Origin of the sequence: Thermomicrobium sp. 4228-Ro, assembly GCF_026241205.1 — a bacterium.
Classification (GTDB): Bacteria; Chloroflexota; Chloroflexia; order Thermomicrobiales; family Thermomicrobiaceae; genus Thermomicrobium.
The window spans coordinates 1,133,671-1,159,501 of record NZ_JAPFQM010000001.1; the positions used below are offsets into that span (position 1 = coordinate 1,133,671).

Annotated in this window: 21 protein-coding genes; 8 read left to right on the plus strand and 13 right to left on the minus strand. The window is 65.2% G+C overall.

The window, feature by feature from the left end:
• Positions 1–123 precede the first annotated feature (123 nt).
• The 7 genes from uvrA to OO015_RS05515 form a co-directional block, all read right to left on the minus strand.
• The gene (gene uvrA / locus OO015_RS05485) at positions 124–3,018 is read right to left on the minus strand and encodes an excinuclease ABC subunit UvrA (RefSeq protein WP_265940225.1); all 2,895 of its coding nucleotides are present in this window, start codon (positions 3,016–3,018) and stop codon (positions 124–126) included.
• 454 nt (positions 3,019–3,472) lie between these two features.
• Positions 3,473–5,566 carry a hypothetical protein gene (locus OO015_RS05490; protein ID WP_265940226.1) on the minus strand — a complete coding sequence of 698 codons (2,094 nt, stop codon included), beginning with the start codon at positions 5,564–5,566 and terminating at the stop codon, positions 3,473–3,475.
• 422 nt (positions 5,567–5,988) lie between these two features.
• Positions 5,989–7,302 carry a dihydrolipoamide acetyltransferase family protein gene (locus OO015_RS05495; RefSeq protein WP_265940227.1) on the minus strand — a complete coding sequence of 438 codons (1,314 nt, stop codon included), beginning with the start codon at positions 7,300–7,302 and terminating at the stop codon, positions 5,989–5,991.
• Between the two features lie 30 nt (positions 7,303–7,332).
• Positions 7,333–8,337 (minus strand): alpha-ketoacid dehydrogenase subunit beta, encoded by a 1,005-nt coding sequence (locus tag OO015_RS05500; protein ID WP_265940228.1) that lies wholly within the window; start codon positions 8,335–8,337, stop codon positions 7,333–7,335.
• A gap of 18 nt (positions 8,338–8,355) precedes the next feature.
• Positions 8,356–9,369, minus strand: a complete 1,014-nt coding sequence (gene pdhA, locus OO015_RS05505) for a pyruvate dehydrogenase (acetyl-transferring) E1 component subunit alpha (RefSeq protein ID WP_265940229.1) — start codon at positions 9,367–9,369, stop codon at positions 8,356–8,358.
• 110 nt (positions 9,370–9,479) lie between these two features.
• On the minus strand, positions 9,480–9,977 hold the full coding sequence (locus OO015_RS05510; RefSeq protein WP_416236592.1) for an adenosine-specific kinase: 498 nt from the start codon (positions 9,975–9,977) through the stop codon (positions 9,480–9,482).
• Positions 9,978–10,006: 29 nt separating this feature from the next.
• Complete coding sequence (locus OO015_RS05515; protein WP_265940231.1) at positions 10,007–10,408, minus strand: zinc-binding dehydrogenase; 402 nt, start codon at positions 10,406–10,408, stop codon at positions 10,007–10,009.
• Between the two features lie 183 nt (positions 10,409–10,591).
• Between OO015_RS05515 and pyk the strand changes: the two genes are divergently transcribed.
• Positions 10,592–12,031: a pyruvate kinase gene (gene pyk / locus OO015_RS05520; RefSeq protein ID WP_265940232.1), complete on the plus strand. Its 1,440-nt coding sequence runs from the start codon at positions 10,592–10,594 to the stop codon at positions 12,029–12,031.
• A gap of 295 nt (positions 12,032–12,326) precedes the next feature.
• Positions 12,327–12,674 carry a zinc-ribbon domain containing protein gene (locus tag OO015_RS05525; protein WP_265940233.1) on the plus strand — a complete coding sequence of 116 codons (348 nt, stop codon included), beginning with the start codon at positions 12,327–12,329 and terminating at the stop codon, positions 12,672–12,674.
• Between the two features lie 55 nt (positions 12,675–12,729).
• Here the strand turns inward: OO015_RS05525 and OO015_RS05530 are convergent, their stop codons facing one another.
• The 3 genes from OO015_RS05530 to OO015_RS05540 all read right to left on the minus strand — a co-directional run bounded on the left by OO015_RS05530 (position 12,730) and on the right by OO015_RS05540 (position 15,130).
• Entirely contained in the window at positions 12,730–13,311 is a 582-nt protein-coding gene (locus OO015_RS05530; protein ID WP_265940234.1) for an FHA domain-containing protein, read from the minus strand.
• A 122-nt stretch (positions 13,312–13,433) separates the two neighbouring features.
• The gene (locus OO015_RS05535; RefSeq protein WP_265940235.1) at positions 13,434–13,871 is read right to left on the minus strand and encodes a hypothetical protein; all 438 of its coding nucleotides are present in this window, start codon (positions 13,869–13,871) and stop codon (positions 13,434–13,436) included.
• Positions 13,872–13,930: 59 nt separating this feature from the next.
• A complete protein-coding gene (locus tag OO015_RS05540; protein ID WP_265940236.1) occupies positions 13,931–15,130 on the minus strand; it encodes an MFS transporter in 1,200 nt (399 codons plus the stop codon).
• 187 nt (positions 15,131–15,317) lie between these two features.
• Here OO015_RS05540 and OO015_RS05545 point away from each other — a divergent pair, with 187 nt between their 5' ends.
• Complete coding sequence (locus OO015_RS05545) at positions 15,318–16,355, plus strand: threonine aldolase family protein (RefSeq protein WP_265940237.1); 1,038 nt, start codon at positions 15,318–15,320, stop codon at positions 16,353–16,355.
• 9 nt (positions 16,356–16,364) lie between these two features.
• Here OO015_RS05545 and OO015_RS05550 read toward each other — a convergent pair whose 3' ends face one another.
• Positions 16,365–16,841 (minus strand): DinB family protein, encoded by a 477-nt coding sequence (locus OO015_RS05550; RefSeq protein WP_265940238.1) that lies wholly within the window; start codon positions 16,839–16,841, stop codon positions 16,365–16,367.
• Between the two features lie 34 nt (positions 16,842–16,875).
• A complete protein-coding gene (locus tag OO015_RS05555; RefSeq protein ID WP_265940239.1) occupies positions 16,876–18,489 on the minus strand; it encodes a transglycosylase SLT domain-containing protein in 1,614 nt (537 codons plus the stop codon).
• A 316-nt stretch (positions 18,490–18,805) separates the two neighbouring features.
• Between OO015_RS05555 and OO015_RS05560 the strand changes: the two genes are divergently transcribed.
• Entirely contained in the window at positions 18,806–19,096 is a 291-nt protein-coding gene (locus OO015_RS05560) for a 4a-hydroxytetrahydrobiopterin dehydratase (RefSeq protein ID WP_265940240.1), read from the plus strand.
• Here OO015_RS05560 and OO015_RS05565 read toward each other — a convergent pair.
• The gene (locus OO015_RS05565) at positions 19,084–19,755 is read right to left on the minus strand and encodes an HAD family hydrolase (protein ID WP_265940241.1); all 672 of its coding nucleotides are present in this window, start codon (positions 19,753–19,755) and stop codon (positions 19,084–19,086) included. The two genes, OO015_RS05560 and OO015_RS05565, sit on opposite strands and share 13 nt — an antisense overlap.
• 101 nt (positions 19,756–19,856) lie before the next feature.
• Here OO015_RS05565 and gltX point away from each other — a divergent pair, with 101 nt between their 5' ends.
• The 4 genes from gltX to OO015_RS05585 all read left to right on the plus strand — a co-directional run bounded on the left by gltX (position 19,857) and on the right by OO015_RS05585 (position 25,829).
• Positions 19,857–21,377 carry a glutamate--tRNA ligase gene (gene gltX, locus OO015_RS05570; protein WP_265940242.1) on the plus strand — a complete coding sequence of 507 codons (1,521 nt, stop codon included), beginning with the start codon at positions 19,857–19,859 and terminating at the stop codon, positions 21,375–21,377.
• 11 nt (positions 21,378–21,388) lie between these two features.
• Positions 21,389–21,640, plus strand: a complete 252-nt coding sequence (locus tag OO015_RS05575; RefSeq protein ID WP_265940243.1) for a hypothetical protein — start codon at positions 21,389–21,391, stop codon at positions 21,638–21,640.
• Positions 21,641–22,361: 721 nt separating this feature from the next.
• Positions 22,362–25,061, plus strand: a complete 2,700-nt coding sequence (locus OO015_RS05580; protein WP_265940244.1) for an EAL domain-containing protein — start codon at positions 22,362–22,364, stop codon at positions 25,059–25,061.
• Positions 25,062–25,118: 57 nt separating this feature from the next.
• Positions 25,119–25,829, plus strand: coding sequence for an SDR family oxidoreductase (locus OO015_RS05585; protein ID WP_265940245.1), 711 nt, complete (start codon positions 25,119–25,121; stop codon positions 25,827–25,829).
• Positions 25,830–25,831 lie beyond the last annotated feature (2 nt).

The following is a 25,831-nucleotide window of genomic DNA, read 5'->3' on the forward strand; positions in this document are numbered from 1 at the left end:
TGGACAAACCATGCGGGGCCATCGAGTCCAACCCCCCATCGATCGGCGGAAAAGCGCTTTCTGCAGTGACTGCTGGTTTCGTTCGCCGAGGACGTGTCCCCGAGTGCGCTGGGGCAGAAGTGCTCAGCCAACGGAGATCGCGGGGGTCGCTCGTTGCAAAACCCGTCGTAAAGCTTGTCCCGTGTAGGAATGCTCGATCGCGGCGATCTCTTCCGGCGTGCCGGTAGCGATCACGTATCCACCGGCTGCGCCACCCTCGGGGCCGAGGTCGATGACGTAGTCAGCGCACTTGATCACGTCGAGGTTGTGCTCGATCACGATCACCGTGTTACCGGCATCGGTCAACCGCTGCAGCACAGCCAGTAACCGCTCGATGTCGGCGAAGTGCAAGCCGGTGGTCGGCTCGTCGAGGATGTAGAGCGTGCGTCCGGTGGCGCGCCGGCTGAGTTCCGTCGCCAGCTTCACGCGCTGTGCCTCGCCACCCGAGAGCGTCGTCGCCGGTTGCCCTAGCTTGATGTAGCCGAGGCCGACGTCGGAGAGCGTCTGCAGTTTCGCTCGGATCGCCGGGAAAGCGTCGAAGAACTCGAGTGCCTCGTCGACGGTCATCTCGAGCACGTCGGCGATGCTCTTCCCGCGGTAGGTGATCTCGAGCGCCTCGCGGTTGTAGCGTCGCCCGTGGCAGACCTCGCACGGTACGTAGACATCGGGGAGGAACTGCATCGAGATCTGGATGACGCCCTGCCCCTCGCAGGCCTCGCACCGGCCACCCTTGACGTTGAACGAGAAGCGTCCCGGCGCATATCCCCGTGCCTTGGCCTCCGGAAGCGAAGCGAAGAGCTCGCGGATCGGCGTGAACACGCCGGTGTAGGTCGCCGGGTTGGAACGGGGTGTCCGGCCGATCGGGCTCTGGTCGATGTTGATCACCTTGTCGATGTGCTCGATCCCCTCGATCACGTCGTGCGCCCCGGGACGCTCCTTGGCCCGGTAGAAGAGTTGAGCGAGACGCCGGTAGAGCGTATCGACCACCAGCGTGCTCTTGCCCGATCCGGAGACGCCCGTCACGCAGACGAAGCAGCCGAGCGGGAAGGCGACGTCGATGTTCTTGAGGTTGTTTTCCCGAGCACCCCGGACGACGAGCCACTTGCCGTTTCCTGCTCGTCGTCGCTCCGGTACCGGAATGCTGCGGGCGCCGCTGAGATACTGGCCGGTCAGCGAGTCGGGCGCGCGGACGATCGCCTCGAGCGGCCCAGCAGCCACCACCCGGCCACCGTGCTCGCCGGCACCCGGGCCGATATCGATGATCCAGTCGGCGGCACGGATCGTCTCCTCGTCGTGCTCCACCACGATCACCGTGTTGCCGAGGTCGCGCAAGCGCAGGAGCGTGCGGATGAGGCGCTGGTTGTCGCGCGGGTGCAACCCGATGCTCGGTTCGTCGAGCACGTAGAGGACGCCCATGAGACGACTGCCGATCTGCGTCGCCAGCCGGATCCGCTGGGCCTCGCCACCCGAGAGCGTCGCCGTCGGGCGGTCGAGCGTCAGGTAGTCGAGCCCGACGTCGACGAGGAAACCCAGGCGCTCGCGGATCTCCTTGAGGATCTGGTGGGCGATCCGCCGCTCCCGCTCGCTGAGCGGTGTCCGCGCTTCGTCGGCAAGCATGTCGAAGAACGCGAGTGCTTCGCCGATCGACAGTCGCGTGACCTCGACGATCGAACGACCGGCGACCGTTACGGCCCGGCTTTCCCGGCGCAACCGCGAACCGCCGCAGTCCGGGCACGGGTGCGCCGACATGTATTGCTCGATCTCGGCCCGCACGTAGTCGGAGTTCGTACTCTCGTAGCGGCGACGCAGGCTCGGGATCACCCCCTCGAAGGTGACGAGATAGGAGCGCTCGCGTCCGCTGCGTCCGGCGTAGCGCAGCGTGACGGAGCGGCCTCCGTCGCCGTAGAGGATGAGCTGCTTGACGCGCTCCGGCAGCTCGCGCCAGGGAACGTCGGTACGGAACCCCTCGGCTCGCGCCAGGGCACGCAGCATGGCCAGGTACCAGGCGCTGCTCTCTCGTCCCTCCTTGAACCAGGGGGCGATCGCTCCCTCCTCGAGCGACCGGTCAGGGTCGGGCACGATGAGGTCGGGGTCGAATTCCATCCGGCTACCGAGCCCGTCGCAGGTCGGGCACGCTCCGTGCGGGCTATTGAAGGAGAAGCTGCGCGGCTCGAGTTCCGGCAGGCTGATCCCGCAGTGGACGCACGCGTTCTTTTCCGAGAAAACGATCGGTTCGCCCTCCAGCGGCTGGACGACGGCGAGTCCGCCACCCAGCTTGACCGCCGTCTCGAGTGCCTCGACGACACGCAGATGGAACGCGTGGCTCTCCTCGTCGTCGCGCGCCCGCACCACCAGGCGGTCGACCACTACCTCGATCGTGTGGCGCTTGTTCTTGGCCAGCGCGATCGGCTCGTCGAGCTCGCGGAGTTCACCGTCGATCCGGACGCGGGTGAAGCCAGCGCGCCGGAGTTCTTCGAGGATGCCCTGGTGCTCTCCCTTGCGGTCCTTGACGACCGGCGCCAGGATGTAGAGTCGCGTTCCCACCGGGAGGGCCTCGACCTGCTCGGCCATCTGCTGCACGGTCTGGGCCTGGATCGGACGGCCGCACTCCGGGCAGTGCGGTTGACCGATCCGCGCGTAGAGGAGGCGGAGGTAATCGTAGATCTCGGTCTGCGTACCGACCGTGGAGCGCGGGTTGTGACTGGCTGCCTTCTGGTCGATCGAGATCGCTGGGGAGAGCCCCTCGATCTGGTCGACGTCGGGCTTTTCCATCAAGCCGAGGAACTGCCGCGCGTAGGCTGAGAGCGACTCCACGTAGCGCCGTTGCCCTTCGGCGTAGATCGTGTCGAACGCGAGGCTCGACTTCCCCGAACCGGACAAGCCGGTGATGACGACCAGCTTGTCGCGTGGGATCTCGACGTCGATGTTCTTGAGGTTGTGCTCGCGGGCGCCGCGGACGACGATCTTGTCGCTGGCCATGGAACTCCCCTGCCCGTGTCCGGACACAGGCACCGGACTATTGTAGCAACCGGGCGCGGCTGGTTGACTCGCTGGCACGGGCTGACGGGAGACGGAGGCGCGTGTGTTCCTCGATCGATCCGTTCTGTGCGGTCACTGCGAGCTTGTAACGAGCGTACCCCCACTCGGCTACTCGTCCAGCTCCGCGCCATACTCACTCGCTCTCTTGTCAGTGCGGCCCCGGTCTCAGCGACCGGGGCACGGGCAGTCGATCGGCCGAGACGAGGCCGAGCACCCTCCAGGATCACGGTCGTCCGTTGCTCTCCTCCGGACCGCTTGCCGTACTCCGGGATGAACTCGCCCTTCCACGCTGGGGGACGGGGCCGGAGGCGAGTGCCGCGGGGTAGTTGGACGATCGGAGACCGGGGAACCCGAGTGCTTCGAGTTCCCCGGTCTCGCTCGGTCGCAGTGACGCTTACGGGGCCCAGCTCATCGACTGGCTCACCTGGGGCTCGCCGGGGTCGCACAAGGTATTCAGGTTCAGGTCCCAGCAGACTGTCACCGGGACCGTCGTATTCGTTCCCCAGAGCTCGATCGTGGCGACCCCGAACAGCGTCGTCGTGACGGTCTGCGGGCTCGGCCCGCCGTTGATCGTCAACCCAGGGCCAGTGACGATGAGCTGTTGCGCTGGCATCTGCACACCGTTCTCGTCGACCGTCTGGGCCACGATGAAGGTGTGGACACCGTTCTTGAAGCCTGGGCCGGGGCCGTAGTCGACGCGCAGTGCCCGACCAGCCGTGCCGACGTTGTAGGCGGACGAGCCGTCAGCCTGCACGTCGTAGTTCACGTTGTTGGTGATCGCCACCATTTGACCGCTCCCCGGTGCATGCGTGACGCGCACCTGACCCTGGAAATCGCTCGGCAGGGTCCCCTGGCTCGGCGCATACACGGTGATGGCTCCCCGCGGCGCGATACCAGCGAGCGTCAGCGGCGAGGGCGGCTGCGCGGTGCCGGTCGCGTCATAGAACTCGACCGTGACCGTCGCGGCGGTGGTGGTGCTCGTGTTGAAGAGCTGGACACCGCTGTTGTCGTTCCCGCTCACCCCCGCCTTCTGATAGAGCGGGACGCGCAGGACGGGCGCAGTGACCGGTGCGTTGATCCCCATCGAGGTCAGGGCCTGCCCGACGTCCTGCCCACCGCCGGTGTACTTGACGGCGTCGACCGAGACGATGACCGGCTGGCTGCTGCTGAGCACTGCCTGGGCGAGCTGGCCGCCGCTCCCGCTGAGGTAGTCGAAGTTCATGCCGTTCTGCGGTACGGAGAGGCTCTTGGTCGTGATCAGGCTCCCGTTCGGGGCATAGTAGTCGATCGTCACCGTCGCCGGTCCCCCACCGACGTTCGTGATGGCGATACCAGTGTTCCAGTCGAAGTACGCCTGGAAGACCAGCGGGACGTAGACCGTGTTGCTCAGCACCGCGCATGGCAACGCGAGGTTGGTCAGCGCCATGTTGACCGGCGTACCCCACGGCTGCGATGGCTTGATCCGGTCGACCGAGGCAGCGAGGAAGCAGCCGGGACCCTGGATACGCGCGGTGCCGAGCCAGTTCTGCGGGAGACCAGCTCCGACCAGGTCCAAGTTCCACGTCCCGCCGGCCGCGATCGTCTGCGTGAGGCTGTGCGTCTGGGCGCCGCTCGGATGCTGGTAGAACAGGGCCGTCGCCGGACACGAGCTCCCGCCGAAGTTCGTGATGTGCAGGACCGTCTTCCAGCCGTTGTAGTCGGCTTGCGCGATCGGCACCGCCAGGTCATTGGCGAGCGCCTGCTGCTGCCCGAGCCCGCTGTACCCGCTCACCATCAGGTGGCTGGAGCTGGTGCGCCCGTTGCTCGAGGGGGCTGGCGCGACCAGCTTGACGGCGACGCTGAGGCGGGCTGGCCGGCAGGGGAAATCGTAGGCGACGATGACCTGGTAGTTGGAGTTGACCGCTGGTTCCGCTCCGGCAGGGGACCAGTTGACGTTCAAGGTCGTCCCGACCTGGTTCCAGTTGTAGACGCCAGGTGCGTACCACGTCGTACCCTGGCTGACCGAGACGTTGGTGACGTTGATCCCAGCCGGTACGCTGAGCGAGACCGTGTCAGCAGAGTTGATCGGAGCGTTTCGCTTCACCGTGTACGACTGCACAGCTTGGCTGGCGCAGGCGCCGGTCTCGCGTCCGAAGATCAGGAGGCCTCCACCCGGATTGCTGCCGAAGAGCGCCGCGGCGGCGATCGCGGTGGTGCCGTTCCCCGCGATGTTGACCGAGGTGATGGGCGTCCCGTCCGCTTTGGCGATATCGGCTGCGATCGGGAACTGGCTCGCGTTGGCGATCTGGACGACGCCGTGCCAGGGGCCGGTGCCGGCGATCGTCTCGTTGTTCGGGACATAGGGGACGACGATCTGGTCATCGACTTGCCAGGTGCTGCTGACCGGAGTCAGGGCTGTCCACGTCGCGGTTACTGGGAGTCCCCATGCGAGGCTGCTCGCGACGATGAGGATCATCGCAAGAAGGGTACGCCGGATTCGTCGTGGCATGGCCTGCTCCTCTCTACAGACTCTCGCACTTCCGAAGCGGGGTCGCTGCGGCGCAGGGTCTTGGACCCACCCGGCGAGAAGCGCTGTTCTGGCTGGCTCTCCCTCCTCTCGCGGTCACCCGGGACCGCAAACTGGCGAGTCCTGCATCCTCACGAGATCAGGGAAGCCCTCCGGCTGTCGAACGGCTCGGAATCCCCAAGCCTGCGGCACTCGCCTCCTCGGCGCTGCGGTGGAGCGATACCCCCAACTGTACTCGAAGCGAGACTCTCGGTCAAGCTCCAGTTTCGTTGAGCTGCCTCGAGCGCCGGTGCGCGCAGCTCGTTCGCAACCGGGTCGTTCCTGTCTCTCGTAAGACAACGGACGAGCCCGCTCCGCGGTTACAACTCGGGGAGCGGGCTCAGCCACCGTAGGCACGAGCCGGTTCAGCGAACCAGCAGGAGCATCGGGTGTTCGAGGAGGTGTCGCACCGTCTCGAGGAAGCGGGCGGCAGCGGCACCGTCGGCGACGCGGTGGTCGACCGAGAGGGTCAGGCGCAGGCGGCGGACCGGAACCGGCTCGTCGCTTCCCTCGCGATAGACCGGCTCGCGAAGGATGCTGCCGACGGCGAGGATCGCTGCCTGCGGCGGATTGATGATGGCGGTGAAGTGCTCGACCAGCCCGAACATCCCGAGGTTCGAGATCGTGAAGGTGCCGCCCTGGTATTCCTCGGGACGCAGCTGCTCCTCGCGCGCCCGGGCGATCAGGTCTTTCGTCAGGCGAGCGATCTCACCGAGCGGCTTGCGATCGGCGTCGGGGACGAACGGTGCGATCAGGCCGTGCTCGGTCGCGACCGCGATGTTGATGTCGATGCGCTTGTAGACGCGCAGCTGGTTGGGCGCGACGAAGCTCGCGTTGAGCGTCGGATGCTCGCGCAGCGCGAGTGCGCAGGCCTTGATCAGGAGATCGGTGACCGAAACACGCTCTTCCTCCGGCACCTGGGCGTTGATCTGCTCGCGCAACGCCAGAAGGTCGTCGATCTCGACGACTGTCGTGACGAAGAAGTGTGGGGCTTGCTGGAAGCTCTCGGCCATCCGCCGCGCGATCGTCTGACGCATCCGGCCGAGCTCCACCACCTCGAATTCCGGCAGGCCAGGCGGCGGTGGCGCGGGAGGAGCAACCGGTGCTACCGCTGGAGCCGCTGGTGCTGCGGCAGGTGGAGGTGGTGCAGGCGGTGCCTCCGGTGCGCGTGGTGCGGTGATCAACGGCAGGATGTCCTCCTTCACGATGCGCCCACCTGGCCCGCTCCCGCGGATCTTCGTGAGATCGATGCCGTGTTCGGCAGCCAGACGTCGCACGAGCGGAGAGGCACGCACGCGCTCTCCGGGCGGCGGCGCTTCCTCCTCGGGAGGAGCGCCCGGGGCGGCACCCGGGGGTGCCGACGGGGCTGCAGGCGCCGCTGGTGCAGCAGCCGCGCCCACGGTCGCTCCCGCTGGTACCGCTTCTTCCGCGAGCTTCTCACCCGGCTCGCCGATGAGCGCGATCGGCTGACCGACCGGTATCGTCTCGCCCTCTCTGGCGAGCAGTTTCAAGATCACGCCGGAGGCGAACGACTCGATCTCGATGTTGACCTTGTCCGTCTCGATCTCGGCGATCGGCTCGCCGCGCTCGACGTACTCCCCTTCGTGCTTCAGCCAGCGGAGAATCGTGCCCTCTTTCATGTCATACCCCATCTGGGGCATGACGAGTGGTCGCGCCATAGCGATCCCTCCGTCCTCAGGCACCCGGCGCTAGCGAGCGACCGGTACGAGGGTGCGCTGGTAGAGCACCTCGCGTACCGCTTCGATCACCTTGTCCTTGTTCGGCACCACCAGGCGTTCCAAGTTACGCGCATACGGCATCGGCACCTCGACGCTGGCCACCCGCGCGATCGGCGCGTCCAGATAGTCGATCGCACGCTCCTGGACGGATGCGGCGATCTCCGCGCCGACGCCGAAGGACTTCCATCCCTCCTCGACGATGACGAGGCGGTTCGTCTTCTGGACCGAGCGGACGATCGTCTCGATGTCGAGCGGTCGCAGGACGCGGAGGTCGATGACCTCGCACTCGATTCCTTCGCGGGCAAGCTCCTCGGCGGCACCGAGCGCGAGATAGTAGCCGCGCAGCCAGGAAACGATCGTCACATCGCGCCCCTCACGGCGGACTTCCGCGCCTTCCAAGGGCAAGAGGAAATCCTCGCCGTCCGGCACCTCACCGCGGTTCCGGTAGATGAGCGAGTGCTCGATGAAGATGACCGGATCGTTGCCCCGGATCGCTGCTTTCAAGAATCCCTTGGCGTCCTTCGGGACTGCCGGAGCCACGACCCGCAGGCCCGGCACGTAGGCGAAGTAGTTCTCGAAGAACTGCGAGTGCGTCGCCGCCAGCTGCCCGAATCCCTCGACCGTGCGGACGACGACTGGTGCCGTGAACTGTCCGTTGAACATGTAGTAGATCTTCGCCAGGTGGTTGACGATCTGGTCCATCGCGAGGAGCGAGAAGTTGATCGTCATCAGCTCGACGACCGGCCGAAGTCCGCCGATCGCAGCACCGATTCCCAGGCCGACGATACCGAGCTCAGCGATCGGTGTATCGCGGACGCGTTCCGGGCCGAATTCCTGCAGAAACCCGCGCGTGACGGCGTACGATCCACCGTACGCGCCGATATCTTCACCCATCAAGAAGACGCGCTCGTCGCGATACATCTCCTCGCGCAGGGCCTCGCGCAACGCGTCGCGGTAGGTCAATTCACGAGCCATTCTGGACCCTACCCCTCTCTAGCGCACGGTGATCGGGTCAGCGTAGGCGTACTGCGTCAGCGTCGCCGGATCCGGCTCCGGACTCTCCTCCGCGAAGCGGACTGCCTCGGCGACTGCTTCCTCGACCGCCTGATCGAGCGCCGCCAGTTCCTCCTCGGTCGCCACGGTGTGGGAGAGCAACTTCTGGCGGAAGAGCACGATCGGATCGCGCTGACGCCGCCACTCCTCGACTTCCTCTTTGGAACGGTAGGTCTCGGGATCGGCCATGGAGTGGCCGCGGTAGCGGTACGTCAGTGCCTCGATGAAGTAGGGGCCGTTCTCGCTCCGGCAGTGCTCGAGTGCGCGCTTCGTCACTTCGTAGACAGCGAGGACATCCTGGCCGTCGACCTGCTCGGCTGGGATATCGTAGGCGCAGGCCTTGCGGTACATCTCGCGCACTGCCGAGGCATGAGCAACCGCCGTACCCATACCGTACTGGTTGTTCTCGCACAGGAAGAGCACCGGGAGCTTCCAGAGAGCGGCGAAGTTGAGCGCCTCGTGGAACGCACCGTTGTTCGTCGCGCCATCGCCGAAGATCGCGACCGCGACGCGGCGCTGGTTCAGGTATTTGCTCGCCAGCCCCAGCCCGGCTGCGATCGGCAGGAGTCCAGCGACGATCGCATAACCGCCCCAGAAGTGCTTGGAGGCGTCGGCGAAGTGCATCGATCCACCGCGGCCGCCGACCAGCCCGGTCGCTTTGCCGAAGAGTTCGGCCATGCATCGGCGCGGGTCGAGCCCGAGCGCGAGGGCATAGCCGTGGTCGCGATAGTGCGTTACCAGGTGATCCTCGGGGTCCATCGCTCGGATCGCACCGACGGCGACTGCTTCTTCGCCGATGTACAGGTGCAGGAACCCAGCGATCTTCCCCAGCGCATACTGCTCAGCTGCCACTTCCTCGAAACGCCGGATCAGCACCATCAACCGGTACATCTCGAGGAGCTCGCTCTTGGTGAGCGCTACCCCAGGCAGCTGGCCATCGACTGTACTGGTCATCGCAACCCTCCTGCCTCCAGTGGCTGGGTCACAGCTCGTCCCCTCTCCGAGGGATTCACGGCATCGTGAACGCTGCGACCTCCTGACGGTGACACCGGCACAACCAGCGCTTATGATACCCCAGGGCCGAGCTTATACCCAATCTGCCGCAGGAACTGCATTCGCTTGGCGATATCCTCGTCCCCCTCGATGCCCAGCGGCTTGAAGCCGTCGGCGACGCCGAGGACCGCCCGCTGCTCCCCGAGATCGGCCAGGACGACCGTGACCGGGTTCGCTGTCGCGCAGAAGATGGTGCAGACCTCGACGACGTTGCGGACCGCGGGCAGGACGTTGATCGGGTACGCATTGCCGAGCATGATCAGGAAACAGTGCCCTGCGGCGATGGCGAGGACGTTGCGCCGGGCGAGTTCCACGAGCTCCGGATCGGTGCCGCTCCAGCGTACCAGGCGAGGTCCGGATGCCTCGCTGAAAGCGAGGCCGAACTTGATCCCCGGTACGGCATTGACGAGCGCTTCGTGCAAGTCCTCGACCGTCTTGATGAAATGACTGTGGCCGAAGATGATGTTGACGTGATCGGGCTTCTCGATCGGCACAGTGACGAGTTCGATCGGCATCGATCCCCTCCTTTCCGACACCTTCACGGCACGATGACCGCTCGCCCCTCGATGCGACCATCGCGCAGATCACGGAATGCCTGATCGATCTGCGCGAGCGGATAGTAGGACACCGTCAGCTTGATCCGGCCATCGGCAACGAGTTCCATGAGTTCCACCAGTTCCGCGTACGTCCCGACCAGGTTCCCGACGATCGCCTTCTCCTGGTCGACTAGCTCGATCGTCGACACGTCCAGTCGTCCGCCATAGCCGATGCGGAACTGCCCCTCGACGATCCGGAGGTCGGTCCGGCAGACATCAGCACCCTCGATCCGGACGATCACATCGTCGGGTTCGTGGATCTCGGGATCCGGTACGTCCTCCAGTACCAGATGCTCCGGACCTGCCAGCGTCGTGTCGTATCCGTGCAAGCGCGCAGCGCGCATCGATTCCTCACATCCTTCCCTCGATCCGATACGCCGGTAACGGTTGTGATCCTAGCACGCTTGCCCGCCTGGAGCACCAGTGGTGCACACTCGCCGGGTACCGGTGGGATTGCATGCGACCATGGATCACCACTATCCTCGTCTGCTCGTTCGAGGGCCGGAAGTCTCCGAGGAGGGAAAACGGTGCGAGAGCGAACCAGCGTCCAGTGGCACCGTCGAGCGAAGATCGTCGCGACGGTCGGTCCAGCTTCGTGGGACGAGTCGATCCTCGGGCAGCTCATCGCTGCTGGAGTCGATGTCTTCCGCGTCAACGCAGCCCACAACACACCCGAAGAGCGCGGACCGATCGTGGCGCGCCTGCGTGCCGCGGCGAGTCGCGTCCAGCGTCCGATCGCGATCCTGCAAGACTTGGCCAGCTGGAAACCGCGCACTGGTCCGCTGGCGGGCGAGCCGTTCCGACTCATCCGCGAGACGCGCGTGCGGCTGGTGCCCGGCAGCGAGCCGATCACACCGGAGCGGATCAGTATCGACGATGCAGAGCTCGTCGCGCAGCTCGAGCCTGGACATCGGGTTTTGATCAGCGATGGATTGATCGAACTGGCGGTGGAAGCGCGCGAGGGTGCCGAGCTGGTCGCACGCGTCCTGCGTGGTGGAGAGCTGCGCGGGCGCCAGGGGGTGGCTGTCCCCGGTGTGCTCGGCCGACCGTTCCAGTTGAGCGACCGCGATCGCGCTGACATCGCATTCGCTGTGGAGCACGAACTGGAGTACATCGGGGTGAGTTTCGTCACCAAGCCGGAGGACGTCCAGGCAGTGCGACAGGTCGTGCAGGAGTGCGGCGGGCGAGCGCGCCTGGTCGCCAAGATCGAGCGGCCGGAGGCGCTGGCAGCGATCCGCGAGATCGCGCGGCTGAGCGATGCCATCATGGTCGCGCGAGGCGACCTGGGCGTCCAGTTGTCTCCGGAAGAAGTCCCGATCGCGCAAAAGCGCATCATCGCGGCGGCTCGCGCGGCCGGGATTCCCTGCATCATCGCCACCCAGATGCTGGAATCGATGACGACACAGCCGATTCCGACGCGCGCCGAAGTGAGCGATGTCGCGAATGCGGTGCTGGAAGGTGCGGATGCGCTGATGCTGAGTGCCGAGACAGCGACCGGCCAGTATCCGGCCGAGGCGGTGGCGATGATGCATCGCATCATCGTCGCGACCGAGCAACAGCTCAGCCCAGCGTCCGTACCGGAGAGTGACGAGCCGACGACGATCGCGGCGGCGATCGCCCGAACGGCGACCGACCTCGCGCGACGCTGGCGCGCTGTCCGGGCGATTGTCGCGATCACGCGGAGCGGTTTCACTGCCCGGGAGGTCGCGCGCGAGCGGCCCGCGGTACCGATCATCGCCGTGACTTGCGACTCGTATATCGCTCGGCAGCTCGCGCTGGTGTGGGGTGTCTCCCCGCTCGCTCTTCCCTCGTTCGCCGAAACGAGTGAGGAGTTGATCGAACAGGCAGCACAAGCAGCGCACGCCACAGGATTGGTCTGCCCGCAGGATCACGCCGTCTTCGTGGCGAGCCTCCGCTATTTCCCCGAGCCTGGCCATGCCGATACCTTGCATTTGCGTCAGCTGTGAGTGCGGAGGTGGGGGCCGGAGGAGGTGCGGATGCAGCCTGGCCCGCGGGTAACCCGGCCCCGGTGGAAGTGCCCAGCCCGCCGCTGCTCGGATAGCGGGACGCTCTTGCTTCGGGCCCCGCGGTGTGTTATATTGGAATCAATAGCCAAGGGTACCGCGCGCGTGGTCGAGGTGACAGAGAGGGCCTGTCTCCCCGGACTCATCTCAGCGGCGAATCCCCAAGGCTAGAGCGAGTACTGGTCCGGTGGCGGACGTTCGGTTCGCCACCTCGAGAGATCCTAAGGAGACCCACGAGATGAGTTTCGGGTTCGTTGACAAGGTCCTGACTTGCCGCGACTGCGGCACGCAGTTCGTCTTCACCGCGGGCGAGCAGCAGTTCTACGCTGACAAGGGGTTCACGAACGAGCCGTCGCGCTGCCCCACCTGTCGTGCGGCTGCGCGTTCCCGGCGTTCGGCGCGTGGCGAGGGCGGTTCGTACCGGAGCCGCGAGCCGCGCGAGTCCCGGCAGGATCGCCCCATGTATCCGGCGATCTGTAGCGACTGCGGTCGGGAGACGATGGTTCCGTTCCTGCCCCGGCAGGATCGTCCCGTCTATTGCTCCGACTGCTTCCGCGCCCGGCGTCAGGTTTCGTCCAGCTACTGATCGCCTGCACCGGTGAAAACGGACGCCGCCCGGTTGCCCTCGCTGGGCGGCGTTTTCATCGGCGACGGAGCGGCACCCCACCGCGGTTCAGGGCCTCGAGTGTCTTCGACCCCTCCAGATAGTGCACCGTGATCGCCCCGAGCGTGATCTGATCGCCGTCCTTGAGAATCGCTTGCCGGACCGGCGTGCCGTTGATCCGCGTCCCGTTCCGGCTCTCCCGATCGATGAGTTCATAGCGCCCGTCCGGTCGGCGGACGAGTTCCGCATGATAGGCAGAAACCGTCGGGTGGTCGATGACAATATCGTTGTTCGGATAGCGACCGATGCGGATGCGTTCCTGCTCGAGCGGTACCGTTCGCCCAGGCATCACCAACCGCGGACTGCTCCGTCGCCGTTCGCGGGCACGGGCATCGAGCGGCCGGACGAGCGCAGCCCAGAGGTCACCGACCCGTTCCACGAGACCTGGTGCGAACACGGTGAGTGGGGCCGCGAGGACGAAGAAGATCGCTGCTCCCGAAACCAGGTGGAGTACGTCATGGCCCCGCTCCTCAGCTCTCCGCGCGATCCAGTAAAGTTCACCGAGCCAGACCACGACGAGCACGAGGAAGACGATGCCGAGCCACACCTGCGTGCTCATCGCTGCCCCTCCACTCCCACCATGCGGGAGGCAGCGCGCGGTCGCCAGCGTACCTCGCCCTGCTCCCGGGCCGCTACTCAGGTGTCTCTCAGTATAGCGTTCCCTTCTTCCCGTGCAGGTCGTCATTCCAGCACTTCGAGGATCGCTGCGATGACGTCCACTCCCGGTACATCGCTCGCTTCCAGGCGACGGATGGTCTGGAGCAACTCGCCACGCAGTGACGCCCGGCGGAGTTCGGGCGCGAGGATAGGCTGGCTCGCGTGCCAGGCGAGCGCCAGGCTCTCCAACACAGTGCGTGCATGAGCCGGTGCGAGTTCCTCGGTGATCGCGAGGAGGAGCGTGCGGCTCGCTTCACGCGCTTTCGGCGAATGACTGACCAGCACGGAGATCGCGAGCAATGCCGGGACGCCGAGCATCGCCGGAACACGATCGACCAGAAGGGCTGCCACGTCGTCGACCAGTTGCCCGGCCATCGCCGGCGCGAGTCCGGTGAGCCGTGCCAGTTCGATCCGGTACGCTGCTGCCGAGCGATCCCCTTGGAACCAGCGTTCCCACTCCACGGTGCGCTGGTGTCGCTGATGAGCCGGAGCTGCTCGACGCAACGGACGAGGCACGGTTCTCACCGCAGCGGTCTCGCGAGTGGCATCGCACGATCAGTGCTGCGTTGGACGAGCCGCGTTGCGACTACCACGACAGCAGTGCAGGCGAGTCCCGTGACGATGGGTAGACGCGTGTCGAACTCGTACAGGATGCCCGCGAGGAAGGGGGCGATCGTCGATCCGAGTCCGCCGAGAATCTCCGCGACAGCGAACACGCGTGACCGCAGCTGCTCAGGTGTGATGAGCCCGAATACTGCGTAGAACGCCGACCAGGCGACCAGGAAACCGCCACGAAGGAGATACGCGAGAACGAAGATAGCGAAGTGATTCCCGATCAGCAGCAGGAGAAACCCAGCGACCACGGCGCCAGTGGCGACGAGCAGCGTGTTGAAGGGGTGCTGTAACCACCGGTTGCGACTGACCGCCAGGCTCAAGACGGTGCTCCCAACTGCCGCGATCGAGCCGAGCCAACCGATCTGCTCGAGACTCAGGCTGTGCACCTCCTGGAGATAGTTCGGTGCCAGCACCCAGCCGAGCATGATGCCACCGATCGTTCCGACCATGAGTATCGCCGAGAGCGCAATCGGGCGAATGGTCAGGAGTTCGCGATACGATCCTTCTCCCCGGGTGGTAGCCAGATCAGTAGGAAGACGAATCGTCCAGAAGATGAGCGCTGCCGAGGCGGTCGCCGCACTCGCGGCGACCAGCGTTGCCCGCAGTCCCCAGTGCTCGGCCAGCCAACCCGCAGCCGCCGGTGTCACGATCGTGGCGATCGAGGGGGCGACCGTGTAGATCAGTGTGAAATAGCGTGTCCGTGCTTCGCCTTCACTGGCGAGTCCGGCGATCAGGGTGCTCAATGCGGGGAAGGCCACGACACCCAGGCTGATCGCGACGACGCCGGGGAAGAGCTGCCACCACTCCCGCGCGAGCGCGCACAAGGCGAACCCGAAAGCGGCAACGGCACGCATCCCGGCAATCAGGAGGCGCAAAGGGAGACGGTCAACCAGCCAGCCTGATGGGAGCAAGAAGAGCAGCCGCAGGATCCCGGCTGTCCCGATGACGAGCCCGATCTCGGATGGTGCCGCGCCGAGCGAAGCGATGTACAGAGGCCAGAGCGTGAAAAAGAAACCGATCGCTCCCTCGTTGAGGAGCGATCCGACGAAGAGACGCCACGCTGTCCGCTGGACAGCTCCGTTTGCCTGGATCGATTCGTCTCCCATCCCGCCCCCAGCCCATCGCGGCTAGTATACGGGGAACCTGTCGATTCCGCGCCGAGCCCGAGCTGCATCGTCGTGAATGGCTCTGGCGAGCATGTTGTCGCGCTACTCGCTAGCTTCGTCCGATAATGGGTAGCGTGCGGTATCGGGTTGCCGCGCAGCGAGGGCGAAGTAAGGAGCGAGTGCAGGAATGATCGATCTCATCAGCGATACCGTCACGCGTCCCACTCCCGAAATGCGGCGGGTCATGGCGGAAGCGGAAGTCGGCGACGAGCAACTCGGCGAAGACCCATCGGTCAACCGTCTCCAGGAGATGGTCGCTGAACTGACCGGTAAGGAGGCCGCGCTGTTCTTGCCCTCCGGCACGATGTGCAACTTGATCGGCATCAAGGTGCATACGCAGCCAGGTGATCGGATCATCATCGAGCGAACGGCACATCCGGTGACCTCGGAGGCTGGCGGGCCGGGGCTCGTCTGTGGTGTCCTCACCTATCTCGTCGACGGGGTGCGTGGTGTCTTCGAGCCGGAGCAGGTCGAGGCGGCTGCTGACCCAGGCGATGGTGTCCATACGCCGCCGACGACGCTCGTTTGCATCGAGAACACGCACAATCGTGGCGGCGGAAAGATCTGGCCCCTGGAGACGCTCGAGGCCGTCTGTGAGGTGGCCCACCGGCTCGGGCTCAAGGTTCATATGGACGGGGCGCGTCTCTTGAACGCGGTAGTCGCTACCGGCATACCGGCTGCGGTCTGGTGTCGCAAAGTGGACACGGTCTGGATCGACCTCTCGAAAGGGTTAGGTTGCCCGGTTGGCGCCGTGCTGGCTGGTGACCGGGAAACCATCCGGCTTGCGCGCCGGTACAAGCAGATGTTCGGTGGCGCGATGCGGCAGGCGGGCATCCTCGCTGCGGCTGGCATCTACGCGCTGGAGCATCATGTCGACCGGCTGGCTGAGGACCATGCCAATGCGCGTCTCCTCGCCGAGGGACTCGCCGAGACACCCGGTATCGGTCTCGACCCCACCGAGGTCGAGACGAACCTGGTCTACTTCGACGTGCGGGATACCGGGATGACCGCACGCGCGTTCACCCAGGCGCTTCTTTCTGAAGGAGTCCGGATGGGTGCAGTCGGCACGTATCGCGTCCGGGCGGTGACGCATCTCGACGTGACGCGACACGATATCGAACGGGCGATCGCTGCCGTCCGGCGGGTCGTCCTCGCTCGGCGGTAAAGCAGGTTTTCAGCGCCTGATGCCGACAAACTGCCAGACATCCAGCGGTGGGAGCGGTGCACCGAACTGGGTAAAGAGCGTCGCCAGTTGCGAGCGGTGGTCGCACCCGTGAACGACGAGCTGGGAGAAGATCACCCAGGCGGGAGCCGACACGTCACCGAACGTGGGTGAGCGGTACGAGATCACCCGGTCGGCTGGGATGCTCTTGGCGAGCTCGATCAACGCCTGTCCAGTGCGCTCGAGCGAGGCAGCGATCTGGTCGAGGTCGGCATCGGGTGGGAGCCGCTGAGGTTCCTCGCCGCGCAGGCGTGCAGTGTAGGCGGCTTCCGCCGAGGCGATGTGGGCGAGCGTGGCCCGTATCGATCCGTACACCCCAGCCGGAGGGGCCGCATCGAGAAGTGCCGGGTCGACCGACCGGCAGTGACGCACGAGCGTCTGGTTCGCCCACCGGTTGTACGCCAGCAACGGTTCCAGCGACTGGAGCATCGCGACCTCCTTCCATCGAGGACGAGTCCTCGCCTCAGCGTGCCGGTGCCCAAACGGTCACGTCGTTGTTCCGGTCGAGGCCGAGGGCGACGAACGTCAGCCAGGACAACTCGATCACCCAACGGCTGCGCCAACTGGCCACATGACCGGCAGCGACCGTGTCCCCGATCGTACACCAGAGTGCGGTGCCGTTGGCGACCAGCAAGAGCCGTTCACCAGGACGGAAATCCGGATGCACGCAGTAGAAGCCGTTGGGGTCAGGGGCGGCACCAGCGACAGCTCCACCCCAATCGGCGTAGGCAGCCAGCGTTCGCTCCCACCAGGCGGTGCTGTAGCTCGGATCATAGTAGGCGGCGTGACCGCGACCGATCTCGACGAGGGGACGGTCACGCAGCGGATGCGTTCCGGCGGGAAAGCGCTGGCGGAGAGCATCCGCTGCTTGCCGGACGGCCTCGCCCGATGTACCGCGACCGGTCGCTGTCAGATAGGCTGCGAGTCCCGCCTCGGTTCCGTGTTGGGCGACGAGCGAGGCCAGGTAGGCCGCCGCTCGCTCCGCGTTGCGCGTCGGATCGAACGGATATGGTTCCCCAGCTAGTGCTGCGCGTGGTGCGAGCAAGAGGCCGCGCCCAGACAGTGTCTCGGCGAGCGGATCGAAGTGACTCGTCACAGCGGCCACTGCAGCGAACAGATACGGGTCGAGCCCATGGGCGCGAGCAGCTCGGACCAGGACTTCGCCAAAAGGAACGCCGCTCGCCAGAGCGAGATCGTCCGGCTGGATCGGTGCAGTCAGTCCGCGCCACACGCGGTAGTGGAGACCGGCATTACCCCATTCGACGCGCCAGCCGTCCGGATTCTGCGGATCGTAGGTAAGGACACGCCGTTCGAACGCCTGCACGAGGACGAGTCGTTCCTGCCCCTCGACGCGAGTCCGCACCCAGTACGGCTCGCTGATCGGGCGGCCAGTGAGTACCAGCCACGGCAGCGGTTGCGCCTGGAACCATTGCCAGAAGATCCCCGGAATGTTGTGGCCACTGTCGGTGTCGTACGTCTCGATGCGGACTGACGAGTCGCGCACCGCGTCGGGGAAGACACTCCCGTCGCGGGCAAGAAGCGCAGTGACTGGCTGGCCGATGCGTGCTGGTGCCCGGCGCGCTTCAGCCTGCGTGCCGATGGTCGCGAGCCTGTGGAGCGAGGCGTACGTCGGCGCATGCTCGTTGTTCTCCAAATCGCCGGCCAACGGAATCTCGGCTGGCGCGACCGGTACGAAGCGGTCGTCACCCACCTGAATAACGCCCAGCACCATATCGCGGACGAGAAGCCCGAGTGTCAACCCGTGACGCGGATCGCTGGTCGTCGGATCGGCGACTTCGACGCGCGCCTTGTCGAAATAATAGACGGTGCGGGTGCCATTCTGAGCGTCCGCGTAGGGTTCGGTTGCCACCGCGCGGATCGCGGGGCCGAGGATCCAAGACCGGCCAGCTTCCTGGTAGCGGACCCCACCATCGAGTGTCACCCAGAGCGCAGCGACGGCTGGCTGGGCGGTGGTCGGGTCGAAGGTGTCGGTACCTACCTGCGCGGCGAGCGCAGCAGGGGGCTGCAGAACGAGAAAAACTCCTAAAACGAGCAGCCGTATCGGCAATGCTCGCATCCCTTCCCTCCCTGTTCCAGTCACTTTGCACCGATCGCACGAGGCGATCGGCTGTGTGCGCGAGCAGTCGCACACACGGCGGCGGAGTATACGCGCACGAGCGGGAGATGTCAAATTCGTTGCGCGAGTAGAGGATTTCTGTGTACGGTAGTGGGTGCGAGCGCGCACGATCGTGCACGGGCCAATCGGTCGTTCGACGACCGTTCAAATGAAGAAAGAGCTCTCTATCAGAATAGACAAAGAGTAGTGCTACTTTCGGTACGATCGCTTCGCGCTACAATCGGTCGTGTTGGGTTGGCACAGGACGGGAGGCTGTATGCCGAAGCTCGACGACGTGGCGATCGCTCGCGCGCTCCAGGAGTTGCCCGGGTGGCAGCGCCAAGGAGAGACGCTGGTTCGGGACTTCAAGTTCAAGAACTTCCGCGAAGCGATGACGTTCGTGAACCGGGTAGCCGAACTCGCTGAAGAGCGGCGTCATCACCCGGACATCACGATCCGGTACAACCGCGTGCAGCTCGCGCTGAGTACGCACGAGGCCGGGGGAATTACCGAACGGGACGTGGAGCTGGCCCGCGCGATCGATGCACTGGTCGCTCAGTCGTCCTGAGCGAGCAGCGCAGCGACCGCATCCCAGCCGAGCCGGTGCACGACGCGGTCGGCTCGGGCGAGTTCTGGGAAAGGACGGCGGGCGACAGCCAGGACACGGAGTCCAGCTGCTCGACCTGCCGTGACCCCAGCTGGTGAGTCCTCGATCGCGATGCTCTGCTGCGGCGCTGTCCCCAGGCGCGTGCAGCCGAGGAGATACGGCTCGGGATCGGGCTTGCCGCGGGTGACGTCCTCTGCGCTCACGAGCACTGGGACGCGCTCGCGTACGCCAGCTGCCCGGAGCGCCCACTCCGCTTCGTCGGCCAGCGCACCGGTGACGACCGCGACCGGGTACCCGTGGCGGAGCGCTGCCTCGAGCGTGGCCAGTCCGTCCTCGAGAAGCTCGACTGCACCGGCGCGCACGAGTTCACGGTAAAACCGGGCTTTGGCCTCGAGCAGCGGCTCGAGCTCGTGGAGGGGGATCGCCAGTGCAGCCAGGCCAGCGGCGATCGCTTCGCGGTCGGGGCGCCCGAGCATGAGCGCCTGGTACAACTCTGCGGACAGCTCGGGCAACTGGCGCTCGCTGAATGCCAGGCGGGTCGCTTCGTAGTGCGCGTGCTCGCTATCGATGAGAACCCCGTCCAGGTCGAAGAGAATTCCAGCTTGCCGTTCGCTCTGCACCGCTCGTACCGCTCCCTCGTGCTTTCCAGCTCTTCCCGTACCAGCGTTGCATACTTTGTTGCGGTGCGGCGAGGCCGCTCCGGGAAGCGAGGGTGAAAACGATGGCCGAAACGCGTGTGCGTGTCCGTTTCGCACCGAGTCCGACCGGAGACCTGCATGTCGGTGGCGCACGGACTGCGTTGTTCAACTGGCTCTTCGCCCAGCAGCACGGTGGTGCCTTCATCCTGCGCATCGAAGATACCGACCAGGCACGGCTGGTCGGGCAGAGCATCGAAGGGATCATCGAAGGGTTGAAGTGGCTCGGCCTGGAGTGGGACGAAGGGCCCGATATCGGGGGCCCCTATGGACCCTACATCCAAAGCCAACGGCTCTCGCTGTACCAGGAGCATGCCCGCTGGCTGGTCGAGCATGGTTATGCCTACTACTGTTTCTGCACGCCGGAGCGGCTCGAGCGGGTGCGCCAGGAGCAGCGGGCTCGCGGCGAGCCGCCCGGGTACGACCGGCACTGTCGCTTCTTGCCGCCCGAAGAAGTCCAAGCGCGGCTGGCACGCGGTGAGCCAGCGGTGATTCGCTTCAAGATGCCGCTCGAGGGCGAGACGACGATCGTCGATCTCCTGCGCGGCGAGATCACCTACGAGAACCGGTTGCTGCAGGACCTCGTCCTGCTCAAGTCGGACGGGTTCCCAACCTACCATCTGGCCAACGTGGTCGATGACCATTACATGGAAATCTCGCACATCCTGCGAGCCGAAGAGTGGATTCCCTCGGCACCGCTCCATGCTCAACTCTATCGTGCTTTCGGTTGGGAGATGCCGGTGCTCTGCCACCTCCCGCTCATCCTGAGCCCGGACGGGAAAGGAAAGCTTTCCAAGCGACACGGTGCGACGGGTGTCCTGGAGTTCAAGCGGCTCGGTTATCTGCCCGAGGCGATGATCAACTATCTGGCGCTCCTCGGCTGGGCCTACGATGCCGAGCGGGAGATCTTCTCCCGCGAGGAATTGCTTCAGCTCTTCCGGCTGGAGGAGGTGAACCCGCATCCGGCTCGCTTCAACTTCGAGAAGCTCTTGTGGATGAACCAGTACTACATCAATCACATCCTCTCGCTCGACGACTTCGCGCAGCGGTGCGTGCCGTTCCTCCGCGAGGCAGGACTCGTCGGTCCGGAAGCAGAGGATCCAGCCAGCCCTGCCTTCGCCTACGTGCGCGAGGTGGTGGCGCTGGTCAAAGACCGCGCCAAGCTCTTGAGCGAAGTTCCGGAATTGACGCGCTTCTTCTTTACCGACGTCGAGGACTACGATCCGGAACTCCTGCTCCAGCGGAAAGTCGAGCCGGAGACGGTTCTCCACGCGCTCGAGCGCACACTCGCGGTGCTCGAGGAAGCCGACTTCGCCGACGAGGCGGATCTCGAGCGACGGCTGCGCGCGCTCGCTGAGGAGTTGGGTTTGAAGACTGGACAGCTCTTCATGCCGATCCGGGTGGCAGTGACGGGTCGGACAGTTTCGCCAGGACTCTTCGAGACGCTGCGCGTGCTCGGTCGTGAACGCTCGCTGGAGCGACTCGCTCGGGCCCGTGAGAAGCTAGCGAACTATCTCACCGAGCGTGCCGCCAGTACAGCTGGCTGACGAACGAGACGATGACTCGACAGGATCGCGAGCGACGGTACGACGAGGCGACTGCGACCTCGGCAGCCGCGAAGCGTCGCGGTCTTTTCGCCGCGCTCGCGGTCGTTGCCGTGGGTATCGCTCTGCAACTTGCCGTGGTACTCCTTTCCGACCGTACCGTCGGGTTGCTCGAGATCAGTCTCGCGTTCCTGGCGCTGGCACCGCTGGCTGTTGCCGTCGCCGGTGTGCTGTGGCTGATTCGACGTTTCCGTTCCGGGAGTTGAAGGCTCGCGAAGACCGGTATCGTAGGACCAGCGAAATTGTTGCGATTTTGTAACGCCTCTCCTCTTGCATTCGCCTCATCAGCTGGTATGCTCATACTAGGCCCCGACGATTCGAGGCCGGGAATCCGAGACCCGAAAGGGGAGTAGGAAACCCGAACCGAGGATCGTCGGGGTCTGTGCATCTGCTTCGCTTCGAAATCACGAAGCACACACGGCAGTGCTCCTCGTGCTCCGGCGCTCGCTGCGTTCCGTTGCGTCGACTCGCCAGGTACCTGCAGTCGTGGAGTGTTCGATTGCGCTCCGCGGACGATTCGACGCAGACCCACTGCTGGATCGTCTGCTCCGTGTTGCGTTCCGGCGGAGATACGGAGCGTCGGTCAGCAGCTGTGTCGACGTCGCGCTTGCTGATGACGACGGTTCCAGCCGCTGGCGGGATCACCTCCCTGCTGTCGGCAAAAGGGACTCGATCGACCAATCCGATCAGCGAGTAGTTGCCCGCCTGATCCGCTTGCTTCTCATCCCTGGCTGCCTGCTCCGGTAGGCTGCGGCTCGTTGCGCTGGTACGACGGCGATCAGCGAGCAGCTGCTGCTGTGATCCTCGCGAAATGGGACCGATGGGCTAGGAGAACGGTGTGAGAATGAGGCGATATCATAGACAAAGCCTGCAGATCTCGATGAGTAGGTGACGGAAGGCCGTTCACGGTGAGTAGGTAGGGGAACGGTGGAGAATTCAGCCGAATCGTCTCTCCCGGCTTCCGTAGCCGCTGGCACGTCGGCGGAGCAGGAGATCGCGACCCGGCTCGTTGCGCTCGCTCAGGTAGCGCTCATCCTGAATCGAGAAACGGATTTCAATCGAGCGCTGGCTCGAGTGCTCCCGCTCTTGGTTGAAGCTTTCGGGGCGGCAGCGGGGTGGATCACCATGCGAGTCGGCGATACCTTCGAGCTGGTCGCGACGACAGCGCTGCCGCCCGGCCTCGCGGCCGACAATCAGCAGGAGCTCCGTTGGTTTCCCTGCCGCTGTCAGCGACTCGCGCTGTCCGGTGAACTGACGGAAACCGCCGTAGTCATCGCATGCGAGCGGCTCGCCCGGCTACACGAGCGCAGTGCTGATCCAGCGGTGACCGGTGGGCTCACCTACCACCTGTCTGTGCCGCTCCGCCAACCGAACGGAAAGGTGCTCGGTCTCCTGAATTTAGCCTATCGTAGCACTTCCCATTTAACCGAGAGCGAAAAGACGTTGCTGAATCTGGTCGGCCAATTGCTGGCGAGCGCATTGGAGCGTGCGCTCCTCGCTGAAGAAGTAGCTCGGCTGCACGCTGCCGAACGCACCCAGGCGTTGCGACTAGCGCAGAGACTGATGAGTCAGCGGAGCGTCGTCGCTGTGGCGGATACGGTGTTCGCTGCACTCGAGCCGATCCTTCGCCCGGACGCTCAGAGCCTTCTCACGGTCGATCCGACTGGACGGTTTCTCGTCCTCCGTGCCGGCCGGGGATGGTCGGCCGACCGGGTCGGTCGTCTCTGGCTCCCGCTGGAACCGCCATCCCACAATGGACCGGCGTGGGCACTTCACGTGGGTCATGCGTTCGCTCTACGGCTCGACCACCTCGCCCGCCCCTTTCACGTTCCGGAGCCGGTTCTGCAGGCTGGTGTCAAGTTTTCGGCCTTCTTTCCGCTCTACAGTGGTGAGCAACCGGTGGGGGTCGTTGTCGCGAACTTCTTCGAGGTCCGTGAATTGAGCGAGGAGCAGCTTCGTTTTGCAGAACTCCTGTGCGGAATCGGTGCGCTGGCGATCGCTCGTGCGCTCGAGCAGGAACAGAGCGAGGCCTTGATCAGCGAGCTCCCGGTCGGTGTCTTCCAGGCCAACGGGCAAGGGGCGATCCAGCGAGCGAACCGGGCACTCGCGCGCTTATTGGGGTGGGAGAGAAGCGAAGAACTCGAAGGCCGCGTGCTCGATGATTTCTTCGTCGAGCGAGTCGAGGCACGACGCCTGTTCGGAATCTTGCAGCGCGGCGACGTGCTGGCTGGAGGAGAGTACCGTTGGCTCCGACGTGACGGGAGACCCATCTGGGTGCGTGTTTCGGCCCGGCCCGTACTCGGCCCAGGCGGGCAGCTGCTGCTCGTCGAGGGGGTGGTCGAGGATGTCAGCGATCGTAAGAGCGTCGAAGAGCACCTCGCCTATCTGGCCCGGCACGACTCCCTGACTGGGATCGCGAATCGGCATACACTGTTCGATGCCCTGCAAGAGCGAATCGCCCGCTCCATGCGTCGTGGCCAATCCGGTGCGCTCGTGCTCCTCGATCTGGACAACTTCAAGCTGGTGAACGACCAACTCGGCCATGCTGCCGGTGATTCCGTTCTGCGTGCTGTAGCGAACCGTCTCGTCAGCGTGCTCCGGACTGGCGAACTCGTCGCTCGCCTTGGCGGAGACGAGTTCGCGGCGGTGCTCTATCCGGTTACCCGTGAGGCTGCCGAGCGCATCGCAGCCCGCTTGCTCTCGGCGATCGCTCAGGTGACGGTCTCTTTGCCCTCTCGTATGTTGCGGCTCGGCGCGAGTTGCGGCGTCGCGCTCTTCCCAGAGCACGGTGTGACGGTCGAGGAGGTACTGATCGCGGCCGACCGCGCGCTCTATACGGCCAAATATTCCGGGCGTGGCCGGGTCCAAGTCTACGAAGCATCGCGGTCGTCGCACGAGCGAGCGGTTACGATGCCGGTCGAGTTCCTGGAGTCGGTACTGGCGAGCGAACGGTTGATCCTCTTCGCTCAGCCGATCCTCGACCTGCATACTGCTCGTGTGGTTGGCTACGAATTGCTGCTCCGTCTCCGCGAGGGGGAGCGCGTGGTCGACCCTGACATGTTTCTCCCACTCGCAGAGCGACTCAACCTCATGCCACGACTCGATCTTTGGGTCGTCGAGCAACTCGTGCAGTCCGCTCACGTGCACCACGGTCGCGTGCATGTCAATCTCTCGGCGCAGACGTTGCGCGATGTCGACTCCTTTCGCCCGCTCGGTGAGCTCCTGGAGCGCATTCCCTTTCCTGCTGGGCGCCTCGTGTTCGAGGTCACGGAATCAGCTGCGTTGACCGATTTGGTTTGGGCACGCGAGCGACTGCAAGCGCTGCGTGATCGAGGCTGTCTCATCGCTCTCGACGATTTCGGCGTGGGCTACTCGTCCTTCTACCAACTCCGTTCCCTCCCGTTTGACTTCCTCAAGATCGATGGCAATCTCATCGTCGATCTCGCCAGTGATGGAGTCAACCGCAGTATCGTCCGAGCGATCGTCGAGTTGGCCCGAGCGCTCGGCGCTCGGACGATCGCGGAGTGGGTGGAACAGGAGGATCTTCTCCCACTACTCGGCGATCTCGGCGTCGACGAAGCCCAAGGGTATGCGATCGGCAGTCCGCAGCCGCTCGATGCGCTCTAATCCCCAGCGGGCTACACTCATTCGAGGATTCGACGGACTCGCGCAAGGAGGATACCGATGACGAGCGAAGCGCCGGTCGCTCTCGTTACCGGTGGAACCGGTCAGGTCGGCTCGGTCGTCGTGCGTTTCTTCGCCGAGCGAGGAGCGCGCGTCTTCGTCCCGTATCGTACTCTGGCGCACTGGGAGGCATTGCGCGCTTCGCTCGGTCCGCTCGCCGGTTCGGTCGCCGGAGCACAGCTCGACCTCGGCTCAGCGGATGACGCCGAGCGTGCCGTGACCTCGGCGATCGAGCGATACGGCCGGCTCGACTGGGTGCTCTGCCTCGCCGGTGGCTACCGGCCGGGGCGGATCGCCGAGACCGATCCGGCGCTCTGGGAAGAACTGCTCGCCATGAACCTCTGGCCGACGGCCAACGTCCTGCGGGCGGCTGTTCCGCGGCTGCTCGAGCGCGGCACCGGACGGATCGTGACTGTCGGGGCTCGCGCGGCACTCGATCCTGGAGCCGGCTCGGTCGCTTACGCAGCGGTCAAGCAGGCGGTCATGACGATGACGCTCGCGGTGGCACGCGAGGTCCGGGGCACGGGGGTCACGGCCAACTGTATCGCGCCGGCGACGATCGATACACCAGCGAACCGGGAAGCGATGCCGAATGCGGACTATTCCAAGTGGGTACCGCGTGAGCAGGTGGCTGCCCTGCTCTGGTACCTCTGCTCACCCGAGGCTGCTGCGCTCAATGGGGCGATTATCCCGATCGCGGGCGGGCAGTGAGC

Excerpts from the sequence above, each read along its gene's own strand:
- OO015_RS05500 (WP_265940228.1), bottom strand. The coding sequence starts at position 8,337 with ATGGCTCGTGAATTGACCTACCGCGACGCGTTGCGCGAGGCCCTGCGC.
- OO015_RS05545 (WP_265940237.1), top strand. The coding sequence starts at position 15,318 with ATGATCGATCTCATCAGCGATACCGTCACGCGTCCCACTCCCGAAATG.
- OO015_RS05540 (WP_265940236.1), bottom strand. The coding sequence starts at position 15,130 with ATGGGAGACGAATCGATCCAGGCAAACGGAGCTGTCCAGCGGACAGCG.
- OO015_RS05490 (WP_265940226.1), bottom strand. The coding sequence starts at position 5,566 with ATGCCACGACGAATCCGGCGTACCCTTCTTGCGATGATCCTCATCGTC.
- OO015_RS05575 (WP_265940243.1), top strand. The coding sequence starts at position 21,389 with ATGACTCGACAGGATCGCGAGCGACGGTACGACGAGGCGACTGCGACC.
- OO015_RS05515 (WP_265940231.1), bottom strand. The coding sequence starts at position 10,408 with ATGCGCGCTGCGCGCTTGCACGGATACGACACGACGCTGGCAGGTCCG.
- pdhA (WP_265940229.1), bottom strand. The coding sequence starts at position 9,369 with ATGACCAGTACAGTCGATGGCCAGCTGCCTGGGGTAGCGCTCACCAAG.
- OO015_RS05495 (WP_265940227.1), bottom strand. The coding sequence starts at position 7,302 with ATGGCGCGACCACTCGTCATGCCCCAGATGGGGTATGACATGAAAGAG.
- OO015_RS05525 (WP_265940233.1), top strand. The coding sequence starts at position 12,327 with ATGAGTTTCGGGTTCGTTGACAAGGTCCTGACTTGCCGCGACTGCGGC.
- OO015_RS05585 (WP_265940245.1), top strand. The coding sequence starts at position 25,119 with ATGACGAGCGAAGCGCCGGTCGCTCTCGTTACCGGTGGAACCGGTCAG.
- OO015_RS05530 (WP_265940234.1), bottom strand. The coding sequence starts at position 13,311 with ATGAGCACGCAGGTGTGGCTCGGCATCGTCTTCCTCGTGCTCGTCGTG.
- OO015_RS05560 (WP_265940240.1), top strand. The coding sequence starts at position 18,806 with ATGCCGAAGCTCGACGACGTGGCGATCGCTCGCGCGCTCCAGGAGTTG.
- gltX (WP_265940242.1), top strand. The coding sequence starts at position 19,857 with ATGGCCGAAACGCGTGTGCGTGTCCGTTTCGCACCGAGTCCGACCGGA.
- OO015_RS05555 (WP_265940239.1), bottom strand. The coding sequence starts at position 18,489 with ATGCGAGCATTGCCGATACGGCTGCTCGTTTTAGGAGTTTTTCTCGTT.
- OO015_RS05550 (WP_265940238.1), bottom strand. The coding sequence starts at position 16,841 with ATGCTCCAGTCGCTGGAACCGTTGCTGGCGTACAACCGGTGGGCGAAC.
- uvrA (WP_265940225.1), bottom strand. The coding sequence starts at position 3,018 with ATGGCCAGCGACAAGATCGTCGTCCGCGGCGCCCGCGAGCACAACCTC.